We start from the raw sequence: 20,704 nt of genomic DNA, 5'->3' as shown, positions 1-20,704 counted from the left end.
TCAGCCGGCAGCACGCTGCGGGTGGAGGATGGGGATCTGGTGAGGGGCCTGGATGCGGGCTTCGAGGGTACGCGTGAAAGCGCGAGCTTCTGCTTCGCTGCGGAAGGTCACCGCATGCTGGTCTAAGCGGACTTGCCATTGGGATTTTGCCAGTTCTTTTATCAGGATCTTCACAACGGATCACCTCTCGTAAAAGACGTTACGCAAAAGACTGCCTCGCAGGAGATTCGATTGTAGTCCTGAATACGAGCAGCATTGTGACAAGGATCAACTGTCGGACTGACGGTTTGTAACCAAAAAAAACACGACTTTTCGATGGCGTCCAAAGGGGTTGTCTGCGACCGGGACGTTCCGGTCGCAGACGAAAAAACGCAGAAAGGATGAAACCGGAAAGGGTTTTTTCAGCGTTTCAAAACCCTTCCAGCACAATCTTGCCCTTGGCCTTGCCGCTTTCCAGCAGGGCATGGGCACGGCGCAAATTGGCCGCATTGATTGTGCCGAAGTGTTCACCCACCGTGGTTTTCAGTGTCCCGGCATCGATCAGCCAGGCGACGCGATTGAGCAGGTTGTGCTGCTCGATCATGTCCGCGGTTTCAAACAGCGAACGGGTGTACATGAACTCCCAGTGCAGCGACAGGCTCTTGCGCTTGAGCTTGCTCACGTCCAGCGACTTGGGGTCATCGATCAGTGCCAGCTTGCCTTGGGGCGCCAATGCCTCGACCAGTTGGTCCAGGTGCTGGTCGGTCTGGGTCAGGCTGGCGACGTGGGTGACCTGATCCACACCGGCCAGCTTGAGTGCTTCGCTCAGTGGCTGGCCATGGTCGATCACCAGATCGGCACCCAGCTCTTTAACCCAGCTTTGGGTCTGCGCGCGCGAAGCGGTGCCGATGACTTTCAGGGCCGTCAGCTGGTGAGCCAGCTGCGTAAGAATCGAGCCCACGCCACCTGCCGCGCCGACGATCAACAGGCTCTGGCCTTCGTCGGTTTTGCCTTCGTGCACTTGCAGGCGTTCGAACAACAGTTCCCAGGCCGTGATCGAGGTGAGCGGCAGGGCGGCGGCCTCGGCGAAACCAAGGGTCTTGGGCATATGGCCGACGATGCGTTCGTCCACCACATGCAGCTCGCTGTTGCCACCCGCCCGCGCGATGGAGCCGGCGTAAAACACCTTGTCGCCGACCGAGAACAGCGTCACCTCACTGCCCACGGCCTTGACCACGCCAGCCACGTCCCAGCCCAGCACCTTGGCCGCGCCGTCTTCGGGCTGGACGTTCTGGCGCACCTTGGTATCCACCGGGTTGACCGAGATGGCTTTGACTTCCACCAGCAAGTCGCGAGGGCCGGCAACCGGCTCCGGCAGTTCGATGTCTTGCAGGGCTTTGTCATCACTGATCGGTAACGAGGCGTAGTAGGCAATGGCTTTCATGGACGACTCCTGAACACTAATAAAGAAGCGATTCGATGGGGTAGATGATTGGCTATTTCTCCGGAAGATAAAACCGGCTAAAAGAGCAGTCTCTTTCAATGTTTTTTTGATAATCGGTGCACTTGATGCTGCGTTTCGATGACTTGCAGTTGTTTGTCCGGGCGGCGGACCTGGGCAGTCTGTCCGCCGCGGCGCGGGGCATGGACATGTCGGCGGCGGTGGCCAGTGCAGCGCTCAAGCGCATTGAACAGCAACTGGGCGCCCGTCTATTGGCCCGTTCGACCCGCAGCTTGCGCTTGACCGCCGAGGGCGAGGGCTTTCTCGAATACGCCCGCGCGGCCTTGAGCAATCTCGACGAGGGCCGGCGATTACTGGCCAGCGGTCAGGACCAGGTCAGCGGGGTTCTGCAACTGTCGGCGCCGTCGGACTTTGGCCGCCATCTGCTGTTGCCCTGGCTTGACCAGTTTCAGCGCGAGCATCCGAAACTAACCGTGCGCCTGCTGCTGGGGGACCGCATCGCCGACCTGTTCCGCCAGCCGGTAGACATTGCCCTGCGCTACGGTGAACCGGAAGACTCCAGCCTGGTGGCGCTGCCCATCGCCCCGCAGAACCGCCGGGTGTTGTGCGCCGCACCCGACTATCTGGCTCGCCATGGCGAACCGCGGCATCTGGAGCAACTGGCACAGCACAATTGCCTGTTGTACATGCTCGGCAGCAGGGTCCACGATCACTGGAGTTTTCACGACGGCAAACGCGAAGTCAGCCTGACCGTCAGCGGCGACCGCTTCAGTGACGATGCCGATGTCGTTCGCCTTTGGGCCGTGGCCGGTGCCGGGATCGCCTACAAATCCTGGTTCGATGTCGCCGCCGATGTACTGGCCGGCCGCTTGAAGGTGCTGATGCCGGAACTGATCTGCGAGCGCGCACCGTTGAATCTGTTGTGCGCCCATCGCGCACAATTGAGTAAGCCGGTGAACCTGCTGCGCGAAATGCTTGTCAGCCGATGCGCCCTGTTGAGCAGTCAATTTCCGGGCTTTTCAGATATCGATCATTAGTCGTACAAAAAAAGAGAAATTTCCCTCAGGAACTATCACCACCTATGCCGGGCGGAGGACAGGATCCGCCGACCAACCCGCATATACTAGCGCTCTCATCATGTAAGTAGCGTCGATCCCCAATGGCGGGTCCACGTTCGAGTCGGCCCGGCAGCACGTTCATCCTTCTGGCCTTCGCGGCATCGGCCAGGCAGCGCTAATGGGTGAGCAAGGCGTTGCCGGACTCATGGCAGTTTCCACGGATTGGCCGACGACACATTACTGGTCAAGATGTATCTGGTCAGAAGACGAAACGATTCAACAGGGAGTGAATACATGGAACATGCACCTTGCATCAGCCAGATCGCCACATTGCTGGCTGACCCAAAGCGCAGCGCAATGATGTGGGCCTTGATGGATGGTTCGGCGCGAGCAACCGAAGAGTTGGCTTTGCTGGCGGGCCTGTCACCGTCTTCGGCCAGTGCACACCTGGGACGTTTGTCCGCTGGAGGTCTGTTAAGGGTTGAAAGCCGCGGCCGCAAACGCTTCTTCCGCCTGGCTGCCCCCGAGATCGGGGCGGCAATCGAAGCGCTGGCCAGCGCGACCTTCGCCAGCGCGCCCCAGGATATTCCGGACGTGTTCAAGCGCAATGCGCCACTCGTCAAACCCCGGGCAGTGCGCTCGTCATTGCTGAGTGCCCGGCTGTGCGACGATCACTTGGGGGGTACCCTGTCCGCCGACCTGTATCAGCGATTGCTGGAAGCGGGCTGGATCGAACATTCGGATCAGCGGGTCACGGTCACGCTCAAGGGCGCGACGGAGTTGGCGGCACGGGGAGTGTTCATCCAGGCGCTGGCCCATCGCAACGGCAGGGTTGCCTGTGCGTGCCCTGACTGGAGCGAAAGACGCCCGCACATGGGCGGCTCGCTGGGGGCCGCCTTGTTGCAGCTGTTCATGCAGTCGGGGTGGCTGAGCCTGCCCAACGATTCCCGAGCCTTGCAGGTGACGGCCTCCGGGCAACGCGAAATTCATCGCTTTGCCCTGGAAACCGAGCTGGAAATGGCACTGTAGGCGCCGGCTTGCCGGCGATGGTGGTCTCCCATCCAGCATCGCTGGCAAGCCAGCTCACGGTTTGCGTTTGCCTTCAGGTTTTCACCAACCGCGCATCGAGGCTGTTCTGCGCCAGGCGTCTGGCCTGGTCCTGGGTCATGCCGAGGTGAGTGTGCAGGGCATGGAAGTTCTCCGTGACATAACCGCCGAAGTACGCCGGATCATCGGAGTTCACGGTCACTTTCACACCGCGTTCCAGCATGTCGAGAATGTTGTGCTGCGACATGTGATCGAATACGCACAGTTTGGTGTTCGACAGAGGGCACACGGTCAGCGGGATCTGCTCGTCAATGATCCGCTGCATCAGACGCTCGTCTTCGATGGCGCGCACGCCATGGTCGATGCGCTGGATTTTCAGCAGGTCTATGGCTTCCCAGATGTACTCGGGCGGGCCTTCTTCACCGGCGTGGGCGACGGTCAGGAAGCCTTCGTGACGGGCACGGTCGAACACGCGCTGGAACTTGCTTGGCGGGTGGCCCATCTCGGAACTGTCCAGGCCGACGGCGACGAACGCATCGCGGAACGGCAGGGCCTGGTCGAGGGTTTTCTGTGCTTCGTCTTCGCTCAGATGGCGCAGGAAGCTCAGGATCAAACCGCTGGTGATGCCCAGTTGCTGCTCGCCATCCTTCAGCGCGGCGGCGATGCCGTTGAGCACCACTTCGAACGGGATGCCACGGTCGGTGTGGGTCTGCGGGTCGAAGAACGGTTCGGTGTGAATCACGTTCTGCTCTTTGCAGCGCAGCAGGTACGCCCAGGTCAGGTCATAGAAATCCTGGGAGGTGCGCAGCACATCGGCCCCCCGGTAATACAGGTCGAGGAACTCCTGCAGGTTGTTGAAGGCATACGCCTTGCGCAAGGTTTCGACGTCGCTCCATGGCAAGGCAATCTTGTTGCGCTCGGCCAGGGCGAACAACAGCTCGGGTTCCAGCGAACCTTCCAGGTGCAGGTGCAATTCTGCCTTGGGCAGGGCGTTCAGCCAGTCATACATGATTCTTTTCTCATCAGGTGCAATGGTCGCCATTCTACAGAGGGTTGCCGCAACAATTGGTAAAACCTGACCAGGCGGTTCATCACCCCGCTTCCTGTTCCCGTCGATAAGCGTAGGTATCGGCGAAGCGCGAGAGCAGGAACCCGGCGCAGGTAGTGGCCGGGTATTTCGCCGGGTGTAGTGCATCCTGACAACCGGGCAGGCATTCGATACGGGTATCCGGGTGCGGCTCGGCGAAGAACGGCATCGAATAACGATCCACGCCCAGGGGGCTGATCACCCGGTGCGGTGTCGACAGGTAACGGTCGTTGCTCCAGCGCGCCATCATGTCGCCGAGGTTGACCACGAACGTACCGTCGATGGGGGGCGCGTCGATCCATTCACCTTTGACGTTGCGTACCTGTAAGCCACCGGCGGCGTCCTGATAGAGCAGGGTGATGCAGCCGTAGTCGGTATGGGCGCCGGCGCCTTGCTGCTCGGTGGAGCTGGCCGTGTGACGCGGCGGGTAGTGGATCAGGCGCAACACACTGACCGGGTCATGGAAGCGAGTGTCGAAGAAATCGCGCTCGATCCCCAGCGCAATGGTCATTGCCCGCAACAGCGTTTGTGCGAGGGCCTGCATGTCGACGTAGTGTTGCTCCATCAACTCTTCCCAACCGGGCAGGGACGGATGGCGATTGGGGCCGCGCAAGGGTTTTTCCGCCAGTACATCAGGGTGCCCGGCCGGCAGGTGCAGGCCCATGTCAAAGGTTTCCTTGAGGTCGCTGGGTTTGCTCGGATCCAACTGTTCGGTGGCGATGGCGCCGTAGCCGCGATGGTGACGGGTCTGGGTGATGTCGATCTTGAGTTTTTCGGCGGTGGGTTGGGCGAAGAAGCGTTTGGCGTGGTCGAGCAGGGCGTCGATGCGGGCGGCACTGATTGGATGGCCCATGATGTAGAAGAAACCCCACTCGCGGCAGGCGTGGTCGATGTGTGCGGCCACGGCTGGCCAGGCGTTCTGGTCGTCGCTGTAGAGCGGGGCGATGTCGATGATGGGGAGGCTGGTCATGCGCAATCCTTGAAAGCGATGAATTTCCAATGTGGGAGCGGGCTTGCTCCCACAGGGGGATGGGTGAAGCATTACTTCGGTATTTCAGCCTTCATGCCTTCCACGTAGTAATTCATCGACGCCAGTTCCGCCGTAGTCGCGCTCACGCCTGCCGGGATTTTTTCGACACCGGCCTGATCCTTGATCGGCCCGGTGAACGGCTGCAGCGTACCGCTCTTGATATTGGCGATGAGCTGTTCGGCTTCGCTTTTCACCGCAGCCGGCACCAGGTCGCTGATCGGCAGCTCAACCGTGCCCTCTTTCAAGCCGCCCCAGTAGTCCTGGGACTTCCAGTCATGATCAAGCAGGCTTTGGGCTGCCTGAATGTAGTGCGGGCCCCAGTCGTTGACGATGGAGGTCAGCACCGCCTTCGGTCCGAAGTGCGCCATGTCCGAAGCGTAGCCCACCGCATACACGCCACGACGTTCGGCGGCCTGGATTGGCGCCGGGCTGTCGGTGTGCTGGAACACCACGTCCACGCCCTGGTCGATCAGGGCGTTGGCGGCATCCGCTTCCTTGCCCGGATCGAACCAGGAGTTGACCCACACCACCTTGATTTCGGTACCGGGGTTGTACTTGTTCAGGGCCAGCTGGATGGCGTTGATGTCGCGGATCACTTCCGGGATCGGGAAAGAGGCGACATAGCCGATCTTCCTGGTCTTGGTCATCTTCGCCGCGAGGAAGCCACCGACGTAGCGACCTTCGTAGGTGCGTGCCAGGTAGGTGCCGAGGTTCTTGTCCTGCTTGTAGCCGGTGGCGTGTTCGAAGGTCACCTGGGGAAACTGTTTGGCGACTTTCACGGTCGGGTTCATGTAGCCGAAGGAGGTGGTGAAGATCAGGTCGTATTTGTCCTTGGCCATGTTGCGGATCACCCGCTCGGCGTCGGCCCCTTCGGCCACGTTCTCTACATAGTTGGTGGTGATCTGCGGGCCGAATTTTTCCGCGAGCTCCTTGCGTCCCTGTTCATGCTGATACGTCCAGCCGTGGTCGCCGATCGGGCCGATGTAAACGAAGCCGACTTTCAGCGGGTCGTTGGCGCTGGCACTCAGGCTCGCGCTCAGGCCGATGGCGGCGGTAACGGCGCAAAGCAGCTTCTTCAACGGACGGTTGTGCATGAACTGGAGCTCCATTTTGTTGTGTGATTGGCAGGGGCAATGCAAATGGCTGACCAACCGGACAACAAAATCAAAAGATCGCAGCCTTCGGCAGCTCCTGCATGGCTTCGCGTAGCTCTGTAGGAGCTGCCGAAGGCTGCGATCTTTTTCAACGCCAGAACCAACGCAGTGCATCTGACCAACCTCACGCCACCCTCTGGTGCGCTAAGGTAAAACGAAACGTTAACGTCACCCCGCAGTCCGTAGCTCATCGGCACCACTCGGCAAAATGGCTCGCCATGCTCACCACCCTCAAGCAAGAAGGCTTCCTGCTGTTGGCGTTGATCGCCGCGTGCGTGGCCTATCCGCTGGAGCACTGGATGCTGCACAGCGGCCAGGTCATCGCATTGATCAGCGGGCTGGCGTTGATTGCCTTCATCGTCGCGGCCTAACCAACGCCATCGAAGGCATGACTCATTTCGTGTTGTTTGCGACGTTTATCATGTTGTCGCTGTTGGGACTCTGAAGGCCTCACAAAACCAATGTGGGAGCGAGCCTGCTCGCGATAGCGGTGTGTCATACACAAAGTATGTCGACTGACACGCCGCCTTCGCGAGCAAGCCCGCTCCCACAGTGTTAATTGGTGTTGTGTCAGGTCCCGGCAATCAACTGTCGCGCCGCCTGGCTGTGATCGGCAATCAAGCCCTTCAGGTCCAGCCCCTCGACCTGCCCGTCAATCACCCGCCACTTGCCGCCGACCATCACCCGGTCCGCGCGATCGGCGCCGCACAGCAGCAGGGCCGAGACCGGATCATGGCTGCCGGAGAAGCGCAGTTCATCGAGCTTGAACAGCGCCAGGTCGGCCTGCTTGCCAACGGCCAGTTCGCCGATATCGGTACGGCCCAACAGACTGGCCGAGCCTTTGGTCGCCCAGCCGAGCACGCGTTCCGGGGTGATCTTCTCGGCGCCGTAGCGCAGGCGCTGGATGTACAGGGCCTGGCGCGCTTCGAGCATCATGTTCGAGGCATCGTTGGAGGCCGAACCGTCCACGCCCAGACCCAGCAGGGCGCCGGCGTCAGTCAAATCGATGCTCGGGCAGATGCCCGAGGCCAGGCGCATGTTCGAGCTCGGGCAATGGCAGATACCGGTGCCGGCGGCGCCGAGGCGGGTGATCTCGTCCGGGTTGAAGTGGATTCCATGGGCCAGCCAGGTACGCGGGCCGAGCCAGCCGACGCTGTCCAGATAATCCACGGTGCGCAGGCCGAAGCGTTGCAGGCAGAAATCTTCTTCGTCGAGGGTTTCTGCCAGATGGGTGTGCAGGCGCACGTCGAGTTGGTTCGCCAGTTCGGCGCTGGCCGACATGATTTCCGGGGTCACCGAGAACGGCGAGCACGGTGCCAGGGCGATCTGGATTTGCGCGCCGTCGCCACGTTCGTGGTACTCGGCAATCAGTCTCTGGCTGTCGGCGAGGATCACTTCGCCTTCCTGCACAGTCTGTTGCGGCGGCAGTCCACCGTCCTTTTCGCCGAGGCTCATGGAGCCGCGGGTGAGCATGGCGCGCATGCCCAGTTCACGAACGCTCTCGACTTGCACGTCGATGGCATTTTCCAGACCTTCCGGAAACAGGTAGTGATGGTCGGCGGCGGTGGTGCAGCCGGACAGCAGCAATTCGGCCAGTGCGACCTTGGTGGCGAGGGCGAGTTTTTCCGGGGTCAGGCGTGCCCAGACCGGGTACAGGGTTTTCAGCCACGGAAACAGCGGCTGATTGACCACCGGCGCCCAGGCGCGGGTCAGGGTTTGATAGAAGTGGTGATGGGTGTTGATCAGGCCCGGCAGGATCACATGCTCGCGGGCATCGAACACTTCATTGCACGGTGCGGACGGTTGCTGGCCTGCGCCGAGCACTTCGACGATCAAGCCGTCTTGCAGCACCAGGCCGCCACGGGCATCGAGACCGTTGGAGGTGAAAATGGCGAGGGGATTTTTTAACCAGGTACGGGTCGCAGGCATGTTGGCCGGCTCCTCTGAAAATTGGGTTCAGGGTTGCCAGCTCAGTGTTGCCCTGTCTGCTGATCCAGGTTCGCCGGGGAGGCGAGGTGCGAAGTGTCGATCAAAATGCCGTTATGGGCAAGCCCGGCCCGACAGGACAACAAAAAACCCTGTGGGAGCGAGCTTGCTCGCGATAGCGGTGTGTCAGTCAAATCGTTGTTGGTTGTGCCGTCGTCATCGCGGGCAAGCCCGCTCCCACAGGGTAGTGTGTTGGCGGTGATTACCAGGGAATGGTCTCACCCCGGTAATTGATGAAGTGGTGTCCGCCCTTGCCGACATACGCATTCACCTGATCGACCAGGCCGCGCGTGCTGGTTTCGACGTCGATGTCCGCGCCTTCACCGCCCATGTCGGTCTTCACCCAGCCCGGGTGCAGCGACAGGACAGTGAGCGTTGTATCGCCCAACTGAGTGACGAAGCTGTTGGTCATGGAGTTGAGTGCTGCCTTGCTGGCCTTGTACAGCGCCAGCTCCGGTGCATCGGGCATGGTCACGCTGCCCAGCACCGAACTCATGAACGCCAGCACGCCGCTGTCCGGGCGGATCTGTTCGACAAAACGCTGGGCCAGGTTGATCGGCGCCACGGCGTTGGTGAAAAACAGCTGACCGACTTCGGCCATCGTCGCGCCACCGTTGGGTGTCTGGATATCCGGCCCCTTGACCCCGGCATTGACGAACAGCAGGTCAAACACCTCGCCCTTGAGTTGCTGGCTCAGGGCGGACACTGCTGGCTGATCGTCCATGTCGAGTTGTTCGATCCGCACCTTGCCCAGGGCCTGCAAGGCCTCGGCTTTTTGCGGGTCGCGCACGGTGGCGGTGACTTGCCAGCCATCGGCCAGCAGGGTTTTCACCAGCCCGAGACCAAGCCCCCGGGAGGCGCCGATGATGAGTGCGGTTTTTGCCTTGGACATGAGTGGCTTCCTTGAAAGTTCAGGATCGTGGATTCAATGGACACTGTTGCCCGAGCCGTTGTTGCAACTCTTCGCGTAGCGCGCCGAGTTCGGCCATGCGGGCTTCGATCAGTTTGAGTTTGTCTTGCAGCAGTTGCGTGACGGCGCTGGCCCGGGCCAGTTCACCGATGCGCATCATGATGTCTCGAAGGGGCTTGACCCTGGAGCATACTCCAGGCTTTAGCCTTGTTGCTCCCTGAATTGATGGAGCAATGACGATGTGGACTACAACGCAATATCGCCGGTTGGTGCAAGGCAGTGCCTGGTACGACCTGATCGTGACGGTCGCGTTTGTCACGCCGTGGAGTTTTGCGGCGTTGCATGGGGTTTTGACTGCGCTGAGCCAGGCGTTGAGTTTGCCGGGTGAGCTGCCACCGTTCGAACCGGTGCACATGTTAATGGCGAATCTGTTGGGCTCGATCGTCTGCGTATGGTCGGTGCTGCGGATTCGTGATCCGCAGCAGGTTTTCGGGCGGTATGACGCCGTGGCCAGATTCCTGTTCTCGGCCTGGCAGGCTTATGCCCTGATCCAGGGGGCGAGTTCATTGCTTGTGGTTTTTCTGGTGTTTGAATTGGCGTGGGGCGTGGCTCAGGTGTTGCCTGTTCGGGCCCCTTCGCGGGCAAGCCCGCTCCCACATGGGATGGGTGTGAACTCGGTCAAATGTGGGAGCGAGCCTGCTCGCGAAGAGGACCGAACAGGCACAGCCTAATGCCCGGCCTGCCACGGCTGCCCCAATGACACCGGCGCATACAACCGTGTCCGCAGCGCATCCCGTGACAACAGCACCAGCACTACTATGGTCGCGACATACGGCAGCATCGCCAGCAGGCTCGACGGAATCGCCAGCCCCAATCCCTGCGCCACCAGGTGCAGGATGCTGGCGAGCCCGAACAGGTACGCGCCGAGCAGCAGGCGCCACACCCGCCAACTGGCGAACACCACCAGCGCCAAGGCAATCCAGCCGCGCCCGGCGCTCATGTTCTCCGCCCACATCGGCGTGTACGCCAGGGACAGGTAGGCCCCGGCCAATCCGGCCATCGCGCCACCAAACAACACCGCCAACGTACGCACTGACAACACCGGCAAACCCATGGCACTGGCGGCAGCGGGATTTTCCCCGACGGCTTGAATGATCAGCCCGACACGGCTTTTCAGAATGACCCAGGCCACCAGCGCAAACAGTGCGAACGACAGATAGACCAACAGGTCCTGGGCAAACAGCATCCGCCCGATCAGCGGGATCTGGCTCAGATAGGGAATCGCCAAGGGTTCGAAACCTGCCAGCGGCTTGCCGACCCAGGCCGCACCGACAAAGGTCGACAGGCCCACGCCGAAAATCGTCAGGGCCAGACCGCTGGCCACCTGATTGGCATTGAACACCAGCGCCACCAGCGCAAACAGCGATGACAGCAGCATCCCGGCGAACATCGCCAGCACTACTCCGAGCCACAGGTGCCCGGTGTTGAACGCGACGATGAAACCGATCACCGCGCCAAACAGCATCATGCCTTCCTGGCCCAGGTTGAGGACGCCGCTTTTCTCGCAGATCAGTTCCCCGAGCGCCACCAGCAGCAACGGTGTACCGCAGCGGACCATGGCGTAGAAAATATTGCTCAGCAGATCGATATCCATCACAACGCTCCTGCGTGTACGGCGGTGGCTTGGGCACGACGGTTCCAGCGCAGGTTCAAGCGTGGCCGGTAGAGAATCAGCACGTCACTGGCCAGCAGGAAAAACAGCATCATGCCCTGGAACAATTGGGTGATCGCTTGCGGCAGATTCAGGCTCATTTGAGCGCTTTCACCGCCGATGTACAGCAGCGCCATCAACAGGCTGGAAAACAGAATGCCGATGGGATTGAGGCGGCCGAGAAACGCCACGGTGATCGCCGCGTAGCCGTAGCCCGGCGAGACCTGCGGCACCAACTGACCGATCGGCCCGGTGACTTCGCACACACCGGCAAGGCCCGCCAGACCGCCGCTGATCAATAGCGCGAGCCAGATCAGGCGCTTCTCGCGAAAACCGACGAAACCGGCGGCCCGCTTATCCAGCCCGAGCACCTTGATCTGGAAGCCGACAAAGCTTTTCTGCAACAGCACCCACACCGTCACTAAGGCGAGCAGGGCGAAATACACCCCGGCGTGAACCCGGCCATCCTCCATCAAGAGCGGCAAGCGGCTGGCATCCCCGAACATCGCTGACTCGGGGAAGTTGAACCCGGCGGGATCCTTCAACGGACCGTGAACGCAGAACAGCAACAGGTTCAGCGCGATGTAGTTGAGCATGATGCTGGTCAGGATTTCATTGGCGTTGAAGCGCGTGCGCAACCATGCGGTCAGGCCGGCCCAGGCTGCACCGGCCAGGGTGCCGGTGAGCAGGATCAGCACCAGCGCCCAGCGGCTTTGCAGATCGATGATGTTGACCGCCAGCGCACTGCCGGCCAATGCACCGAGCAGCAGTTGACCTTCGGCACCGATGTTCCAGATGCGCGCCTGGTAGGCGACGGCCAGGCCCAGTGCGCACAGCAGAATCGGCAGGGCTTTGACCAACAATTCAGAGACGCCATACAGGTCGCTGACCGGAGCGATCAGCAGTGTGTGCAAGGTCAGCAGCGGGTCATGCCCGAGCGAGATGAACAACAACGATCCACAGCCCAGGGTCAGCGCAGCCGCCAGCAACGGCGAGCACCACAGCATCAGCCGCGATTGCTGGCCACGGGGTTCAAGAGAAAGCAGCATGTGACACTCCGTTAGCGCGTGGCGGATGCGAGTGATTGAGGGGTAGCGAACTGGCCGGCCATCCAGCCGCCGACATCGCTCAGGCGCGTATCGACCGTGGCGTGGAGCGCCGACAGGCGACCGTCGCACAAGGCGCCAAGGCGATCGCTGATCTGGAACAGTTCGTCGAGGTCTTCGGAAATCACCAGGATCGCCGCGCCGGCATCGCGCAAGGCAATCAAGGCGCGGTGAATGGTGGCGGCCGCGCCGACGTCCACCCCCCAGGTCGGGTGCGCGGCGACCAGCAGCCTGGGTTGCTGGAGGATTTCCCGGCCGAGGATGAATTTCTGCAGGTTGCCGCCGGACAGGCTGCGGGCCGGGGTCTGGCTATCGGGTGTCTTGACCCCGAAACGGCGGATGATTTCCTCGGCCAACACTTCGACTCTACTGCGCCGGATCAGACCCTTATTCACCAGTCCTTGCTGGAAAGCGGTCAATAGCGCGTTGTCTGCCAGGCTCAACTCTGGCACCGCGCCATGGCCCAGGCGTTCTGCTGGGACGAAGCTCAGGCCAAGTCTGCGACGTGCGTCGGGGTGTAAATGGGCAACCGGTTCCTGGCCAAAGCGCAGGGTTGCGCCTTCGTTGCGATTGAGGCGTTGTTCGCCGCTGAGCAAGGCCAGCAGCTCGTCCTGGCCATTGCCCGCGACACCGGCGATGCCGACGATTTCGCCGCTGCGCACTTCAAGATTGATGTCCTTGAGCGAGCATCCGAACGGGTCCGGGTTGTGCCAGGACAATCCACGTACCTCAAGGAACGCATCACCCCCGGTCACCTTCGGATAGTTTGCGTTTAGCTGCGCCGCCTCACCGACCATCAGGCGCGCCAGTTGCTGATCCGTACAGTCGGCTGGCACGCAATGTCCGGTCACGCGTCCGCCGCGCAGTACCGTCGCGCTCTGGCACAGCGCGCGGACTTCCCCGAGCTTGTGGCTGATGAACAAAATGCTGCAGCCCTCGGCGGCGAGCTGGCGCAGGGTGACGAACAAGTCGTCGGCTTCTTGCGGCGTCAGCACCGAAGTCGGTTCATCGAGAATCAACAGGCGGATGTCCTGCATCAGGCAGCGAATGATTTCCACCCGTTGCCGTTCTCCGATCGACAGGCTGTGGACAAGTCGCTCCGGTTCCAGCGCCATGCCATAGCGTCGCGACACCTCGCGAATCTTCGGCTCAAGTTGTCTGGGTGTGCCTGCCGCCGCACCCATGGCCAGGGCGATGTTCTGCGCCACGCTCAAGGTTTCGAACAGCGAGAAGTGCTGGAACACCATGCCGATTCCCAAGCTCCGGGCCTGGGCCGGGTTGCGCAGGGTTACCCGCTGACCTTGCCAGATCACCTCGCCCGAATCGGCCTGGGTGACGCCGTAGATGATTTTCATCAGCGTGCTTTTGCCCGCGCCGTTTTCCCCAAGCAGGGCATGGATCTCGCCAGGGGCAATGGTCAGGTCGATGGCATCGTTGGCCTGGCAACCGGGGTAGCGTTTGCTGATTCCGCGCAGTTGCAGGCGCGGAACCGGATCCGGGATTGGAGCGTGATTGGGCATGACAGGCTCGGTGCTGTTGGACTTGTGCCTGTGGATAAAGCAATTTTCTGGCCATCAGGTCAGGAAAATATTCAGGTCCTGTGAGCCGAGGCGTTGAGTCCGCAGCTTTCAAATGAGCCACGCAGAGCCCGGCACCACATGGGGGCAATGGTGCAAATCAAGCCCCGATTTTGCTCGTGGGCTTTTGCTCAAAAAATGATCAATCGACCACAAGCCATACCCTGCAGGGTGCCGAGACGGCCATGAACGGGTTATCCACAGATTGCTCCACAGTATTTGTGCGCAAGCTCAAGGCATGGGCATAAGCACTGGGTGGCTTTCTTCTAAAGGTGATAAATCGCCGTAACTGTTTGTTTTTGCTTGAATTTGAAGCGCTTGATGGCAGATTGGACGAAAATTGAGCAAAGTCCGCAAAGCCGCATGACAGAAGGGTTACAGCGGTATGTGCTCAGGTTATCCACAGCCGGGTGCACAGCAGATGTGGGCAAATATGGAATAAGTGGAAAAGCGGCGTGCCCCAAAAGATCGCAGCACGATTCCGTGTAGGAGCTGCCGAAGGCTGCGATCTTTTGCGCTTGTTTTCAGCGCTGCAAGAGAATACGTCCACGACTCAAATCGGCCAGCTGTGACTGCAAGGTATCGATCTGCGCATCGCCTACCGCCAACTGCAACTCGACACCATTGGCGGTGAAGCTTTCATCCACAACCAGTCCACCTGCCTCCGCCACCCGCAGCTTGACCAACGCCAACTCGGCAAACCCGCAAGCGCATCGCAACGGCACCCGGCTGATCAACTCAACCTTTGGCGCCGCTTGCAGGCATTTGTTCGCACCGCCGCCATAGGCCCGGGCGAGACCACCGGTGCCCAGTTGGATGCCGCCGTACCAGCGAATCACCAGCACCGCGACCTGATCACAGTCCTGTGCCTCTATCGCCGCCAGAATCGGCCGACCTGCGGTGCCGCCGGGTTCGCCATCATCGGTGCTGCGATATTGATCGCCGAGCTTCCACGCCCAACAGTTGTGCGAGGCATTCAAGTCACTGTGCTGTTCAATGAACGCCTGGGCCTCGGTCGGGCTGGATATCGGCGCGGCGAAGGTGATGAAGCGGCTCTTGCGAATCTCTTCGCGGTATTCGCAAAAACCGCTGAGGGTAAAAGGCATACGTACCTGAATGGCTAATTAAATGGCAGGTTTCAGGCCGCAGCCCTTGAGAATGATGCGGATCAGGTTGTCCCCGGCGTCTTCCATGTCCTGTTTGGTCAACCGGGTGCGCCCGGTGACGCGGCAGATCTGCGTGGCGAAGTCGGCGTAATGCTGGGTGCTGCCCCACAACAGGAAGATCAGGTGCACCGGATCGACCGGGTCCATTTTACCGGCGTCGATCCAGGCCTGGAACACGCCCGCACGGCCCTGGAACCAGGCGCGATAGTCCTGGTTGAAATACTCGGTCAGGCACTCACCGCCACTGATGACTTCCATGGCGAATATTCGCGACGCTTGCGGCTGGCGGCGGGAGAACTCCATTTTGGCGCGAATGTAACGGGTCAAGGCCTCGGTCGGATCATCCTCGGCGGTGAGGGTGTTGAAGGTGCTGTCCCACAACTCGATGATGTTGCTCAGCACCGCCACGTACAAACCGAGCTTGTTGGTGAAGTAGTAATGCAGGTTTGCCTTGGGCAGCCCGGCATTCTGGGCGATGGTGTTCATGCTCGTGCCTTTGTACCCGTGACGGGCGAACTCGTCTTCGGCGGCTTTGATGATGGTCTCTTCGTTCTTCTGACGAATGCGGCTGACGGGTTTTCCGCCGTGGGCTGGGACTTCAAAGGTCATAAGCACTTCCGAACTGGTGGGTGGGACGGCCAGTGCGTTGATAACGTACCCATCGGCTTCAGACAAGTCCTCACACAATAAAACCCTGCCCCGCAATCTAATGTGGGAGCGGGCTTGCTCGCGAAGACGGTGTGTCAAACAACATTGCTGCTGGATGTACCGGCCTCTTCGCGAGCAAGCCCGCTCCCACAGGTTTCTGTAATCCAAAATTTCAACGCGTCGCGGCCAGGCTCTCGAGAAAGCTCTCCAGTACCAGATGCGGGCGACGCCCCTTGCGTGTGACCGAGGCCAGGCTCAGGTCATAGAAGCGCGTTTTGGCTTTCAACGCTCGCAACCGGCCCTGCTGTACCCAAAGACTCGCATAGTGATCCGGCAGGTAACCGATATAGCGTCCGGTCAGGATCAGGAATGCCATGCCTTCGCGGTCCGAGGCGCTGGCGGTGCAATTGAGCGCCTGGTAGTGGGCCTGGATCTCCGCTGGCAATCGAAAGGTGGGTGCGATGGCGTCCTGACTATTCAGGCGCTCGTCGTCCAGTTGTTTGTCGTCGACGTAAAACAGCGGATGGCCGACCGCGCAATACAGCAGCGAGCGTTCGCTATACAACGGTTGGTACTCCAGCCCCGACAGTGCGCTTGCCTGCGGCACCACGCCGACGTGCAGACGGCCGTCGAGTACGCCTTGTTCGACCTCATTGGGCGCGATCATGCGGATCTGGATCTGCACGTCCGGGCCGCGCTCTTTCAACTGCGCGAGGGCATGGGTGATGCGCATGTGGGGCAGGGTGACCAGGTTGTCCGTCAGACCAATGATCAATTCACCACGCAAGTGCTGGTGCAGGCCGTTGACCTCGGTGCGGAAGCTTTCCAGCGCACTCAACAGTTGCAACGCCGATTGATAGACCTCGCGACCTTCCTCGGTCAGGGAAAAACCGGCGCGTCCACGTTGGCACAGGCGCAGGCCGAGGCGTTGCTCCAGATCGCTCATCTGCTGGCTGATCGCTGAACGACCAATGCCCAGCACGGTTTCCGCCGCGGAGAAGCCGCCGCATTCCACCACGCTGCGAAAGATCCTCAGCAGGCGAATATCAAAGTCGCTGACCTGGGCCAGCGGATCGGGACGGCGAGCGCTCATGCGGGTTACTCAAAGTTTAGTGATTGGCTGACTGAACATTAGAAGAGTTGCATTTCACAGACTTTATCCCCGTGGCAATTTAGCTGCAACAACGGTTTTCAATCCTTACGCCGCTTACTGCCTTGCGAGGTTTTGCCCATGAACTTGCCTGAAAACGCCCCGACTTCGCTGGCCAGCCAGCTCAAGCTCGATGCTCACTGGATGCCTTACACCGCCAACCGCAACTTCCAGCGCGACCCGCGCCTGATCGTTGGCGCCGAAGGCAGCTGGCTGATCGACGACAAGGGGCGCAAGGTGTATGACTCGCTGTCGGGTCTGTGGACCTGTGGCGCCGGGCACACCCGCAAGGAAATCCAGGAAGCGGTCGCCAGGCAACTGGGCACGCTCGATTACTCGCCAGGCTTCCAGTACGGTCATCCGCTGTCGTTCCAGCTGGCCGAGAAAATCACCGACCTGACCCCGGGCAACCTGAACCACGTGTTCTTCACCGACTCGGGTTCCGAGTGTGCTGACACCGCGGTGAAGATGGTCCGTGCCTACTGGCGCTTGAAGGGCCAGTCGACCAAAACCAAGATGATCGGCCGTGCCCGTGGCTACCACGGTGTGAACATCGCGGGCACCAGCCTCGGCGGCGTGAACGGCAACCGCAAATTGTTCGGTCAGGCGATGATGGACGTCGACCACCTGCCGCACACTCTGCTGGCAAGCAACGCCTACTCCCGTGGCATGCCGGAGCAGGGTGGCATCGCCCTGGCTGACGAACTGCTCAAGCTGATCGAACTGCACGATGCATCGAACATCGCGGCGGTATTCGTCGAACCATTGGCCGGTTCCGCTGGCGTGCTGGTTCCGCCGCAGGGTTACCTCAAGCGTCTGCGTGAAATCTGCGACCAGCACAACATCCTGCTGGTGTTCGACGAAGTGATCACCGGTTTCGGCCGTACCGGCACCATGTTCGGCGCCACCACCTTCGGCGTGACTCCGGACCTGATGTGCATTGCCAAACAAGTCACCAATGGCGCGATCCCGATGGGCGCGGTGATTGCCAGCTCCGAGATCTACCAGACCTTCATGAATCAGCCGACGCCTGAGTACGCGGTTGAGTTCCCCCATGGCTACACCTATTCGGCACACCCGGTGGCGTGCGCGGCAGGCCTGGCAGCACTCGACCTGCTGCAAAAGGAAAACCTGGTACAGAGCGTGGCCGAAGTCGCACCGCATTTCGAAAATGCGCTGCACGGCCTCAAAGGCACCAAGAACATTATCGACATCCGCAACTTCGGCCTGGCCGGTGCGATCCAGATCGCTCCACGTGACGGCGATGCGATCGTGCGTCCGTTCGAAGCCGGCATGGCGCTGTGGAAAGCCGGGTTCTATGTCCGCTTCGGCGGCGACACCCTGCAGTTCGGCCCAACCTTCAACAGCAAGCCGCAGGACCTGGATCGTCTGTTCGACGCGGTCGGCGAAGTGCTGGGCAAGATCGACTGATTTGACAACACACCTGTAGGAGCGAGCTTGCTCGCGATGGACGTTAACGATGATGCGGGCTGCCTGGATGAACGCGGCGCCCTCACTATCTTCGCGAGCAAGCTCGCTCCTACACAAAGCATCTATATATAGCAGGCGCCATTTCGTAGGCGCCTGTGGACAACTTTTCAGGAGCTTCCATGAGCGTTATTCCGCATTTGATCAATGGCGAACTGGTGACCGAGAACGGTCGCGCGGTTGATGTGTTCAACCCGTCTACCGGTCAGGCTATTCACAAGTTGCCGCTGGCGACCCGCGAAACCATCCAGAGCGCCATCGACGCGGCCAAGGCTGCATTCCCGGCCTGGCGCAACACGCCACCGGCCAAGCGTGCTCAGGTGATGTTCCGCTTCAAGCAACTGCTGGAGCAGAATGAGGCTCGCATCTCGCAATTGATCAGCGAAGAGCACGGCAAGACCCTGGAAGATGCTGCCGGTGAACTGAAGCGCGGCATCGAGAACGTCGAGTTCGCTTGCGCGGCTCCGGAAATCCTCAAGGGCGAGTACAGCCGCAACGTCGGCCCGAACATCGATGCCTGGTCTGACTTCCAGCCGTTGGGCGTTGTCGCCGGTATCACGCCGTTCAACTTCCCGGCCATGGTGCCCCTGTGGATGTACCCGCTGGCGATCGTCTGCGGCAACTGCTTCATTCTCAAGCCGTCCGAGCGTGACCCGAGCTCGACGCTGCTGATTGCCCAGTTGCTGCTGGAAGCCGGTTTGCCTAAAGGCGTACTGAGCGTGGTGCACGGCGACAAGACTGCGGTGGATGCGTTGATCGAAGCGCCGGAAGTCAAGGCGCTGAGCTTCGTCGGTTCGACGCCGATTGCCGAATACATCTACTCCGAAGGCACCAAGCGCGGCAAACGCGTTCAGGCCCTGGGTGGTGCAAAGAACCACGCCGTGCTGATGCCGGATGCCGACCTGGACAACGCTGTCAGCGCACTGATGGGCGCTGCTTACGGTTCTTGCGGTGAGCGCTGCATGGCAATCTCTGTGGCCGTGTGTGTTGGTGACCAGGTCGCCGACGCTCTGGTGGCCAAACTGGTTCCGCAAATCCAGGCGCTGAAAATCGGTGCCGGTACTTCCTGCGGTCTGGACATGGGCCCACTGGTGACTGGTCAGGCTCGTGACAAAGTCAGCGGTTATGTAGAAGACGGCGTAGCCGCTGGCGCGACGCTGGTGGTGGATGGTCGTGGCCTGACCGTGGCCGGTCATGAAGAAGGCTTCTTCCTGGGTGGTTGCCTGTTCGACAACGTCACGCCAGAGATGCGTATCTATAAAGAAGAGATCTTCGGGCCGGTGTTATGCGTTGTTCGGGTCAACAGCCTGGAAGAGGCCATGCAGCTGATCAACGATCACGAGTATGGCAACGGCACCTGCATCTTCACCCGTGACGGCGAAGCGGCGCGGTTGTTCTGCGACGAGATCGAAGTCGGCATGGTCGGCGTCAACGTACCGTTGCCGGTGCCGGTCGCCTATCACAGCTTCGGCGGGTGGAAGCGTTCGCTGTTCGGCGACCTGCACGCCTACGGCCCGGATGGCGTGCGTTTCTACACTCGCCGCAAGGCCATCACCCAGCGCTGGCCGCAGCGTGCGAGCCATGAAGCTTCGCAGTTCGCGTTCCCTAGCTTGTAAGTAGAAGGGCGTAGAAGGCCGACCCATTGGGTCGGCCTTTTTGGTTTAGGGGCTTTTTGGGGCTAAATGACAGATTTGTGAAAACAGGTGTTGACGGCAGATTCTGGAGGCCTATAATTCGCCCCACTTCCGGCGCAGTCGAAACGGAAAACTCCTTGATAAACAAAGAGTTACGCAGTTTTCGGCAGCGGGTTGCTTCAGGTCATCGAAGCGCTAGGGAAGTTGAAAAAGAGGTGTTGACAGCAGCGAGTAACGCTGTAGAATTCGCCTCCCGCTGACGAGAGATCGAAAGCGCAAGTGGTTGAAGTTGCTAAGGATTCCTTGAAAGCTTCTTAAAAAAATCACTTGACAGCAAATGAGGCTGCTGTAGAATGCGCGCCTCGGTTGAGACGAAAGATCTTAACCAACCGCTCTTTAACAACTGAATCAAGCAATTCGTGTGGGTGCTTGTGGAGTCAGACTGCTAGTCAACAGATTATCAGCATCACAAGTTACTCCGCGAGAAATCAAAGATGTAACCAACGATTGC

General features: G+C 60.4%; 18 protein-coding genes and 2 pseudogenes. 6 read left to right on the top strand and 14 right to left on the bottom strand.

Features of this window, described 5'->3' with window-relative positions:
• Together Q8X48_RS03035 and Q8X48_RS03030 are read right to left on the bottom strand one after the other, a co-directional pair.
• Positions 1–174 carry a hypothetical protein gene (locus Q8X48_RS03035; protein ID WP_007971850.1) on the bottom strand — a complete coding sequence of 58 codons (174 nt, stop codon included), beginning with the start codon at positions 172–174 and terminating at the stop codon, positions 1–3.
• Positions 175–409: 235 nt separating this feature from the next.
• The gene (locus tag Q8X48_RS03030) at positions 410–1,423 is read right to left on the bottom strand and encodes a zinc-binding alcohol dehydrogenase family protein (RefSeq protein ID WP_407802568.1); all 1,014 of its coding nucleotides are present in this window, start codon (positions 1,421–1,423) and stop codon (positions 410–412) included.
• 125 nt (positions 1,424–1,548) lie between these two features.
• Here Q8X48_RS03030 and Q8X48_RS03025 point away from each other — a divergent pair, with 125 nt between their 5' ends.
• Together Q8X48_RS03025 and Q8X48_RS03020 are read left to right on the top strand one after the other, a co-directional pair.
• Positions 1,549–2,478, top strand: a complete 930-nt coding sequence (locus Q8X48_RS03025) for a LysR family transcriptional regulator (protein WP_407802569.1) — start codon at positions 1,549–1,551, stop codon at positions 2,476–2,478.
• A gap of 315 nt (positions 2,479–2,793) precedes the next feature.
• Positions 2,794–3,528, top strand: coding sequence for an ArsR/SmtB family transcription factor (locus tag Q8X48_RS03020; protein ID WP_407802570.1), 735 nt, complete (start codon positions 2,794–2,796; stop codon positions 3,526–3,528).
• A 73-nt stretch (positions 3,529–3,601) separates the two neighbouring features.
• Here the strand turns inward: Q8X48_RS03020 and Q8X48_RS03015 are convergent, their stop codons facing one another.
• The 3 genes from Q8X48_RS03015 to Q8X48_RS03005 form a co-directional block, all read right to left on the bottom strand.
• A complete protein-coding gene (locus Q8X48_RS03015) occupies positions 3,602–4,555 on the bottom strand; it encodes an adenosine deaminase (protein ID WP_126049090.1) in 954 nt (317 codons plus the stop codon).
• 82 nt (positions 4,556–4,637) lie between these two features.
• Positions 4,638–5,603: a 2-oxoglutarate and iron-dependent oxygenase domain-containing protein gene (locus Q8X48_RS03010; RefSeq protein WP_407802571.1), complete on the bottom strand. Its 966-nt coding sequence runs from the start codon at positions 5,601–5,603 to the stop codon at positions 4,638–4,640.
• Between the two features lie 71 nt (positions 5,604–5,674).
• A complete protein-coding gene (locus Q8X48_RS03005; protein ID WP_126049094.1) occupies positions 5,675–6,757 on the bottom strand; it encodes a BMP family ABC transporter substrate-binding protein in 1,083 nt (360 codons plus the stop codon).
• 278 nt (positions 6,758–7,035) lie between these two features.
• Between Q8X48_RS03005 and Q8X48_RS03000 the strand changes: the two are divergent.
• A pseudogene (locus tag Q8X48_RS03000) lies at positions 7,036–7,185 on the top strand (calcium:proton antiporter); the annotation flags it as partial.
• 202 nt (positions 7,186–7,387) lie between these two features.
• Here the strand turns inward: Q8X48_RS03000 and Q8X48_RS02995 are convergent.
• The 3 genes and pseudogenes from Q8X48_RS02995 to Q8X48_RS02985 all read right to left on the bottom strand — a co-directional run.
• Positions 7,388–8,746: an 8-oxoguanine deaminase gene (locus Q8X48_RS02995; RefSeq protein WP_407802572.1), complete on the bottom strand. Its 1,359-nt coding sequence runs from the start codon at positions 8,744–8,746 to the stop codon at positions 7,388–7,390.
• A 259-nt stretch (positions 8,747–9,005) separates the two neighbouring features.
• Complete coding sequence (locus Q8X48_RS02990; protein WP_407802573.1) at positions 9,006–9,695, bottom strand: SDR family oxidoreductase; 690 nt, start codon at positions 9,693–9,695, stop codon at positions 9,006–9,008.
• Positions 9,696–9,714: 19 nt separating this feature from the next.
• Positions 9,715–9,843, bottom strand: a pseudogene (locus Q8X48_RS02985) (MerR family transcriptional regulator); the annotation flags it as partial.
• Positions 9,844–9,952: 109 nt separating this feature from the next.
• Here Q8X48_RS02985 and Q8X48_RS02980 point away from each other — a divergent pair.
• Complete coding sequence (locus tag Q8X48_RS02980; RefSeq protein ID WP_407802574.1) at positions 9,953–10,444, top strand: hypothetical protein; 492 nt, start codon at positions 9,953–9,955, stop codon at positions 10,442–10,444.
• On the opposite strand, the gene Q8X48_RS02975 is transcribed toward Q8X48_RS02980, so the two are convergent.
• The 6 genes from Q8X48_RS02975 to Q8X48_RS02950 form a co-directional block, all read right to left on the bottom strand.
• Complete coding sequence (locus Q8X48_RS02975; RefSeq protein ID WP_407802575.1) at positions 10,441–11,367, bottom strand: ABC transporter permease; 927 nt, start codon at positions 11,365–11,367, stop codon at positions 10,441–10,443. The two genes, Q8X48_RS02980 and Q8X48_RS02975, sit on opposite strands and share 4 nt — an antisense overlap.
• Entirely contained in the window at positions 11,367–12,473 is a 1,107-nt protein-coding gene (locus Q8X48_RS02970) for an ABC transporter permease (protein ID WP_407802576.1), read from the bottom strand. The genes Q8X48_RS02975 and Q8X48_RS02970 overlap by 1 nt, the downstream gene beginning before the upstream one ends.
• 11 nt (positions 12,474–12,484) lie before the next feature.
• Positions 12,485–14,050, bottom strand: coding sequence for an ABC transporter ATP-binding protein (locus tag Q8X48_RS02965; RefSeq protein WP_407802577.1), 1,566 nt, complete (start codon positions 14,048–14,050; stop codon positions 12,485–12,487).
• 581 nt (positions 14,051–14,631) lie between these two features.
• Positions 14,632–15,213, bottom strand: coding sequence for an IMPACT family protein (locus Q8X48_RS02960; RefSeq protein WP_126049108.1), 582 nt, complete (start codon positions 15,211–15,213; stop codon positions 14,632–14,634).
• Between the two features lie 18 nt (positions 15,214–15,231).
• Positions 15,232–15,882 (bottom strand): TetR/AcrR family transcriptional regulator, encoded by a 651-nt coding sequence (locus Q8X48_RS02955; protein ID WP_218480712.1) that lies wholly within the window; start codon positions 15,880–15,882, stop codon positions 15,232–15,234.
• A gap of 211 nt (positions 15,883–16,093) precedes the next feature.
• Positions 16,094–17,014, bottom strand: a complete 921-nt coding sequence (locus Q8X48_RS02950) for a LysR family transcriptional regulator (RefSeq protein WP_015093347.1) — start codon at positions 17,012–17,014, stop codon at positions 16,094–16,096.
• Positions 17,015–17,152: 138 nt separating this feature from the next.
• Between Q8X48_RS02950 and Q8X48_RS02945 the strand changes: the two genes are divergently transcribed.
• Complete coding sequence (locus Q8X48_RS02945; RefSeq protein ID WP_218482994.1) at positions 17,153–18,502, top strand: aspartate aminotransferase family protein; 1,350 nt, start codon at positions 17,153–17,155, stop codon at positions 18,500–18,502.
• Between the two features lie 179 nt (positions 18,503–18,681).
• Positions 18,682–20,175, top strand: coding sequence for a CoA-acylating methylmalonate-semialdehyde dehydrogenase (locus Q8X48_RS02940; RefSeq protein ID WP_046816441.1), 1,494 nt, complete (start codon positions 18,682–18,684; stop codon positions 20,173–20,175).
• The last annotated feature ends 529 nt before the right edge of the window (positions 20,176–20,704 follow it).

Origin of the sequence: Pseudomonas sp. QLc11A (assembly GCF_052112305.1) — a bacterium.
Classification (GTDB): domain Bacteria; phylum Pseudomonadota; class Gammaproteobacteria; order Pseudomonadales; family Pseudomonadaceae; genus Aquipseudomonas; species Aquipseudomonas laurylsulfatiphila.
This window is presented reverse-complemented; position numbering and strand designations above follow the sequence as displayed.

What these genes read in the sequence shown, in the direction of transcription:
- Q8X48_RS02980 (WP_407802574.1), top strand. Translation starts at nt 9,953, where the DNA reads ATGTGGACTACAACGCAATATCGCCGGTTGGTGCAAGGCAGTGCCTGG.
- Q8X48_RS03005 (WP_126049094.1), bottom strand. Translation starts at nt 6,757, where the DNA reads ATGCACAACCGTCCGTTGAAGAAGCTGCTTTGCGCCGTTACCGCCGCC.
- Q8X48_RS03025 (WP_407802569.1), top strand. Translation starts at nt 1,549, where the DNA reads ATGCTGCGTTTCGATGACTTGCAGTTGTTTGTCCGGGCGGCGGACCTG.
- Q8X48_RS02995 (WP_407802572.1), bottom strand. Translation starts at nt 8,746, where the DNA reads ATGCCTGCGACCCGTACCTGGTTAAAAAATCCCCTCGCCATTTTCACC.
- Q8X48_RS02950 (WP_015093347.1), bottom strand. Translation starts at nt 17,014, where the DNA reads ATGAGCGCTCGCCGTCCCGATCCGCTGGCCCAGGTCAGCGACTTTGAT.
- Q8X48_RS02975 (WP_407802575.1), bottom strand. Translation starts at nt 11,367, where the DNA reads ATGGATATCGATCTGCTGAGCAATATTTTCTACGCCATGGTCCGCTGC.
- Q8X48_RS02990 (WP_407802573.1), bottom strand. Translation starts at nt 9,695, where the DNA reads ATGTCCAAGGCAAAAACCGCACTCATCATCGGCGCCTCCCGGGGGCTT.
- Q8X48_RS02970 (WP_407802576.1), bottom strand. Translation starts at nt 12,473, where the DNA reads ATGCTGCTTTCTCTTGAACCCCGTGGCCAGCAATCGCGGCTGATGCTG.
- Q8X48_RS02940 (WP_046816441.1), top strand. Translation starts at nt 18,682, where the DNA reads ATGAGCGTTATTCCGCATTTGATCAATGGCGAACTGGTGACCGAGAAC.
- Q8X48_RS03010 (WP_407802571.1), bottom strand. Translation starts at nt 5,603, where the DNA reads ATGACCAGCCTCCCCATCATCGACATCGCCCCGCTCTACAGCGACGAC.
- Q8X48_RS03020 (WP_407802570.1), top strand. Translation starts at nt 2,794, where the DNA reads ATGGAACATGCACCTTGCATCAGCCAGATCGCCACATTGCTGGCTGAC.
- Q8X48_RS03015 (WP_126049090.1), bottom strand. Translation starts at nt 4,555, where the DNA reads ATGTATGACTGGCTGAACGCCCTGCCCAAGGCAGAATTGCACCTGCAC.
- Q8X48_RS02945 (WP_218482994.1), top strand. Translation starts at nt 17,153, where the DNA reads ATGAACTTGCCTGAAAACGCCCCGACTTCGCTGGCCAGCCAGCTCAAG.
- Q8X48_RS02960 (WP_126049108.1), bottom strand. Translation starts at nt 15,213, where the DNA reads ATGCCTTTTACCCTCAGCGGTTTTTGCGAATACCGCGAAGAGATTCGC.
- Q8X48_RS02955 (WP_218480712.1), bottom strand. Translation starts at nt 15,882, where the DNA reads ATGACCTTTGAAGTCCCAGCCCACGGCGGAAAACCCGTCAGCCGCATT.
- Q8X48_RS02965 (WP_407802577.1), bottom strand. Translation starts at nt 14,050, where the DNA reads ATGCCCAATCACGCTCCAATCCCGGATCCGGTTCCGCGCCTGCAACTG.
- Q8X48_RS03030 (WP_407802568.1), bottom strand. Translation starts at nt 1,423, where the DNA reads ATGAAAGCCATTGCCTACTACGCCTCGTTACCGATCAGTGATGACAAA.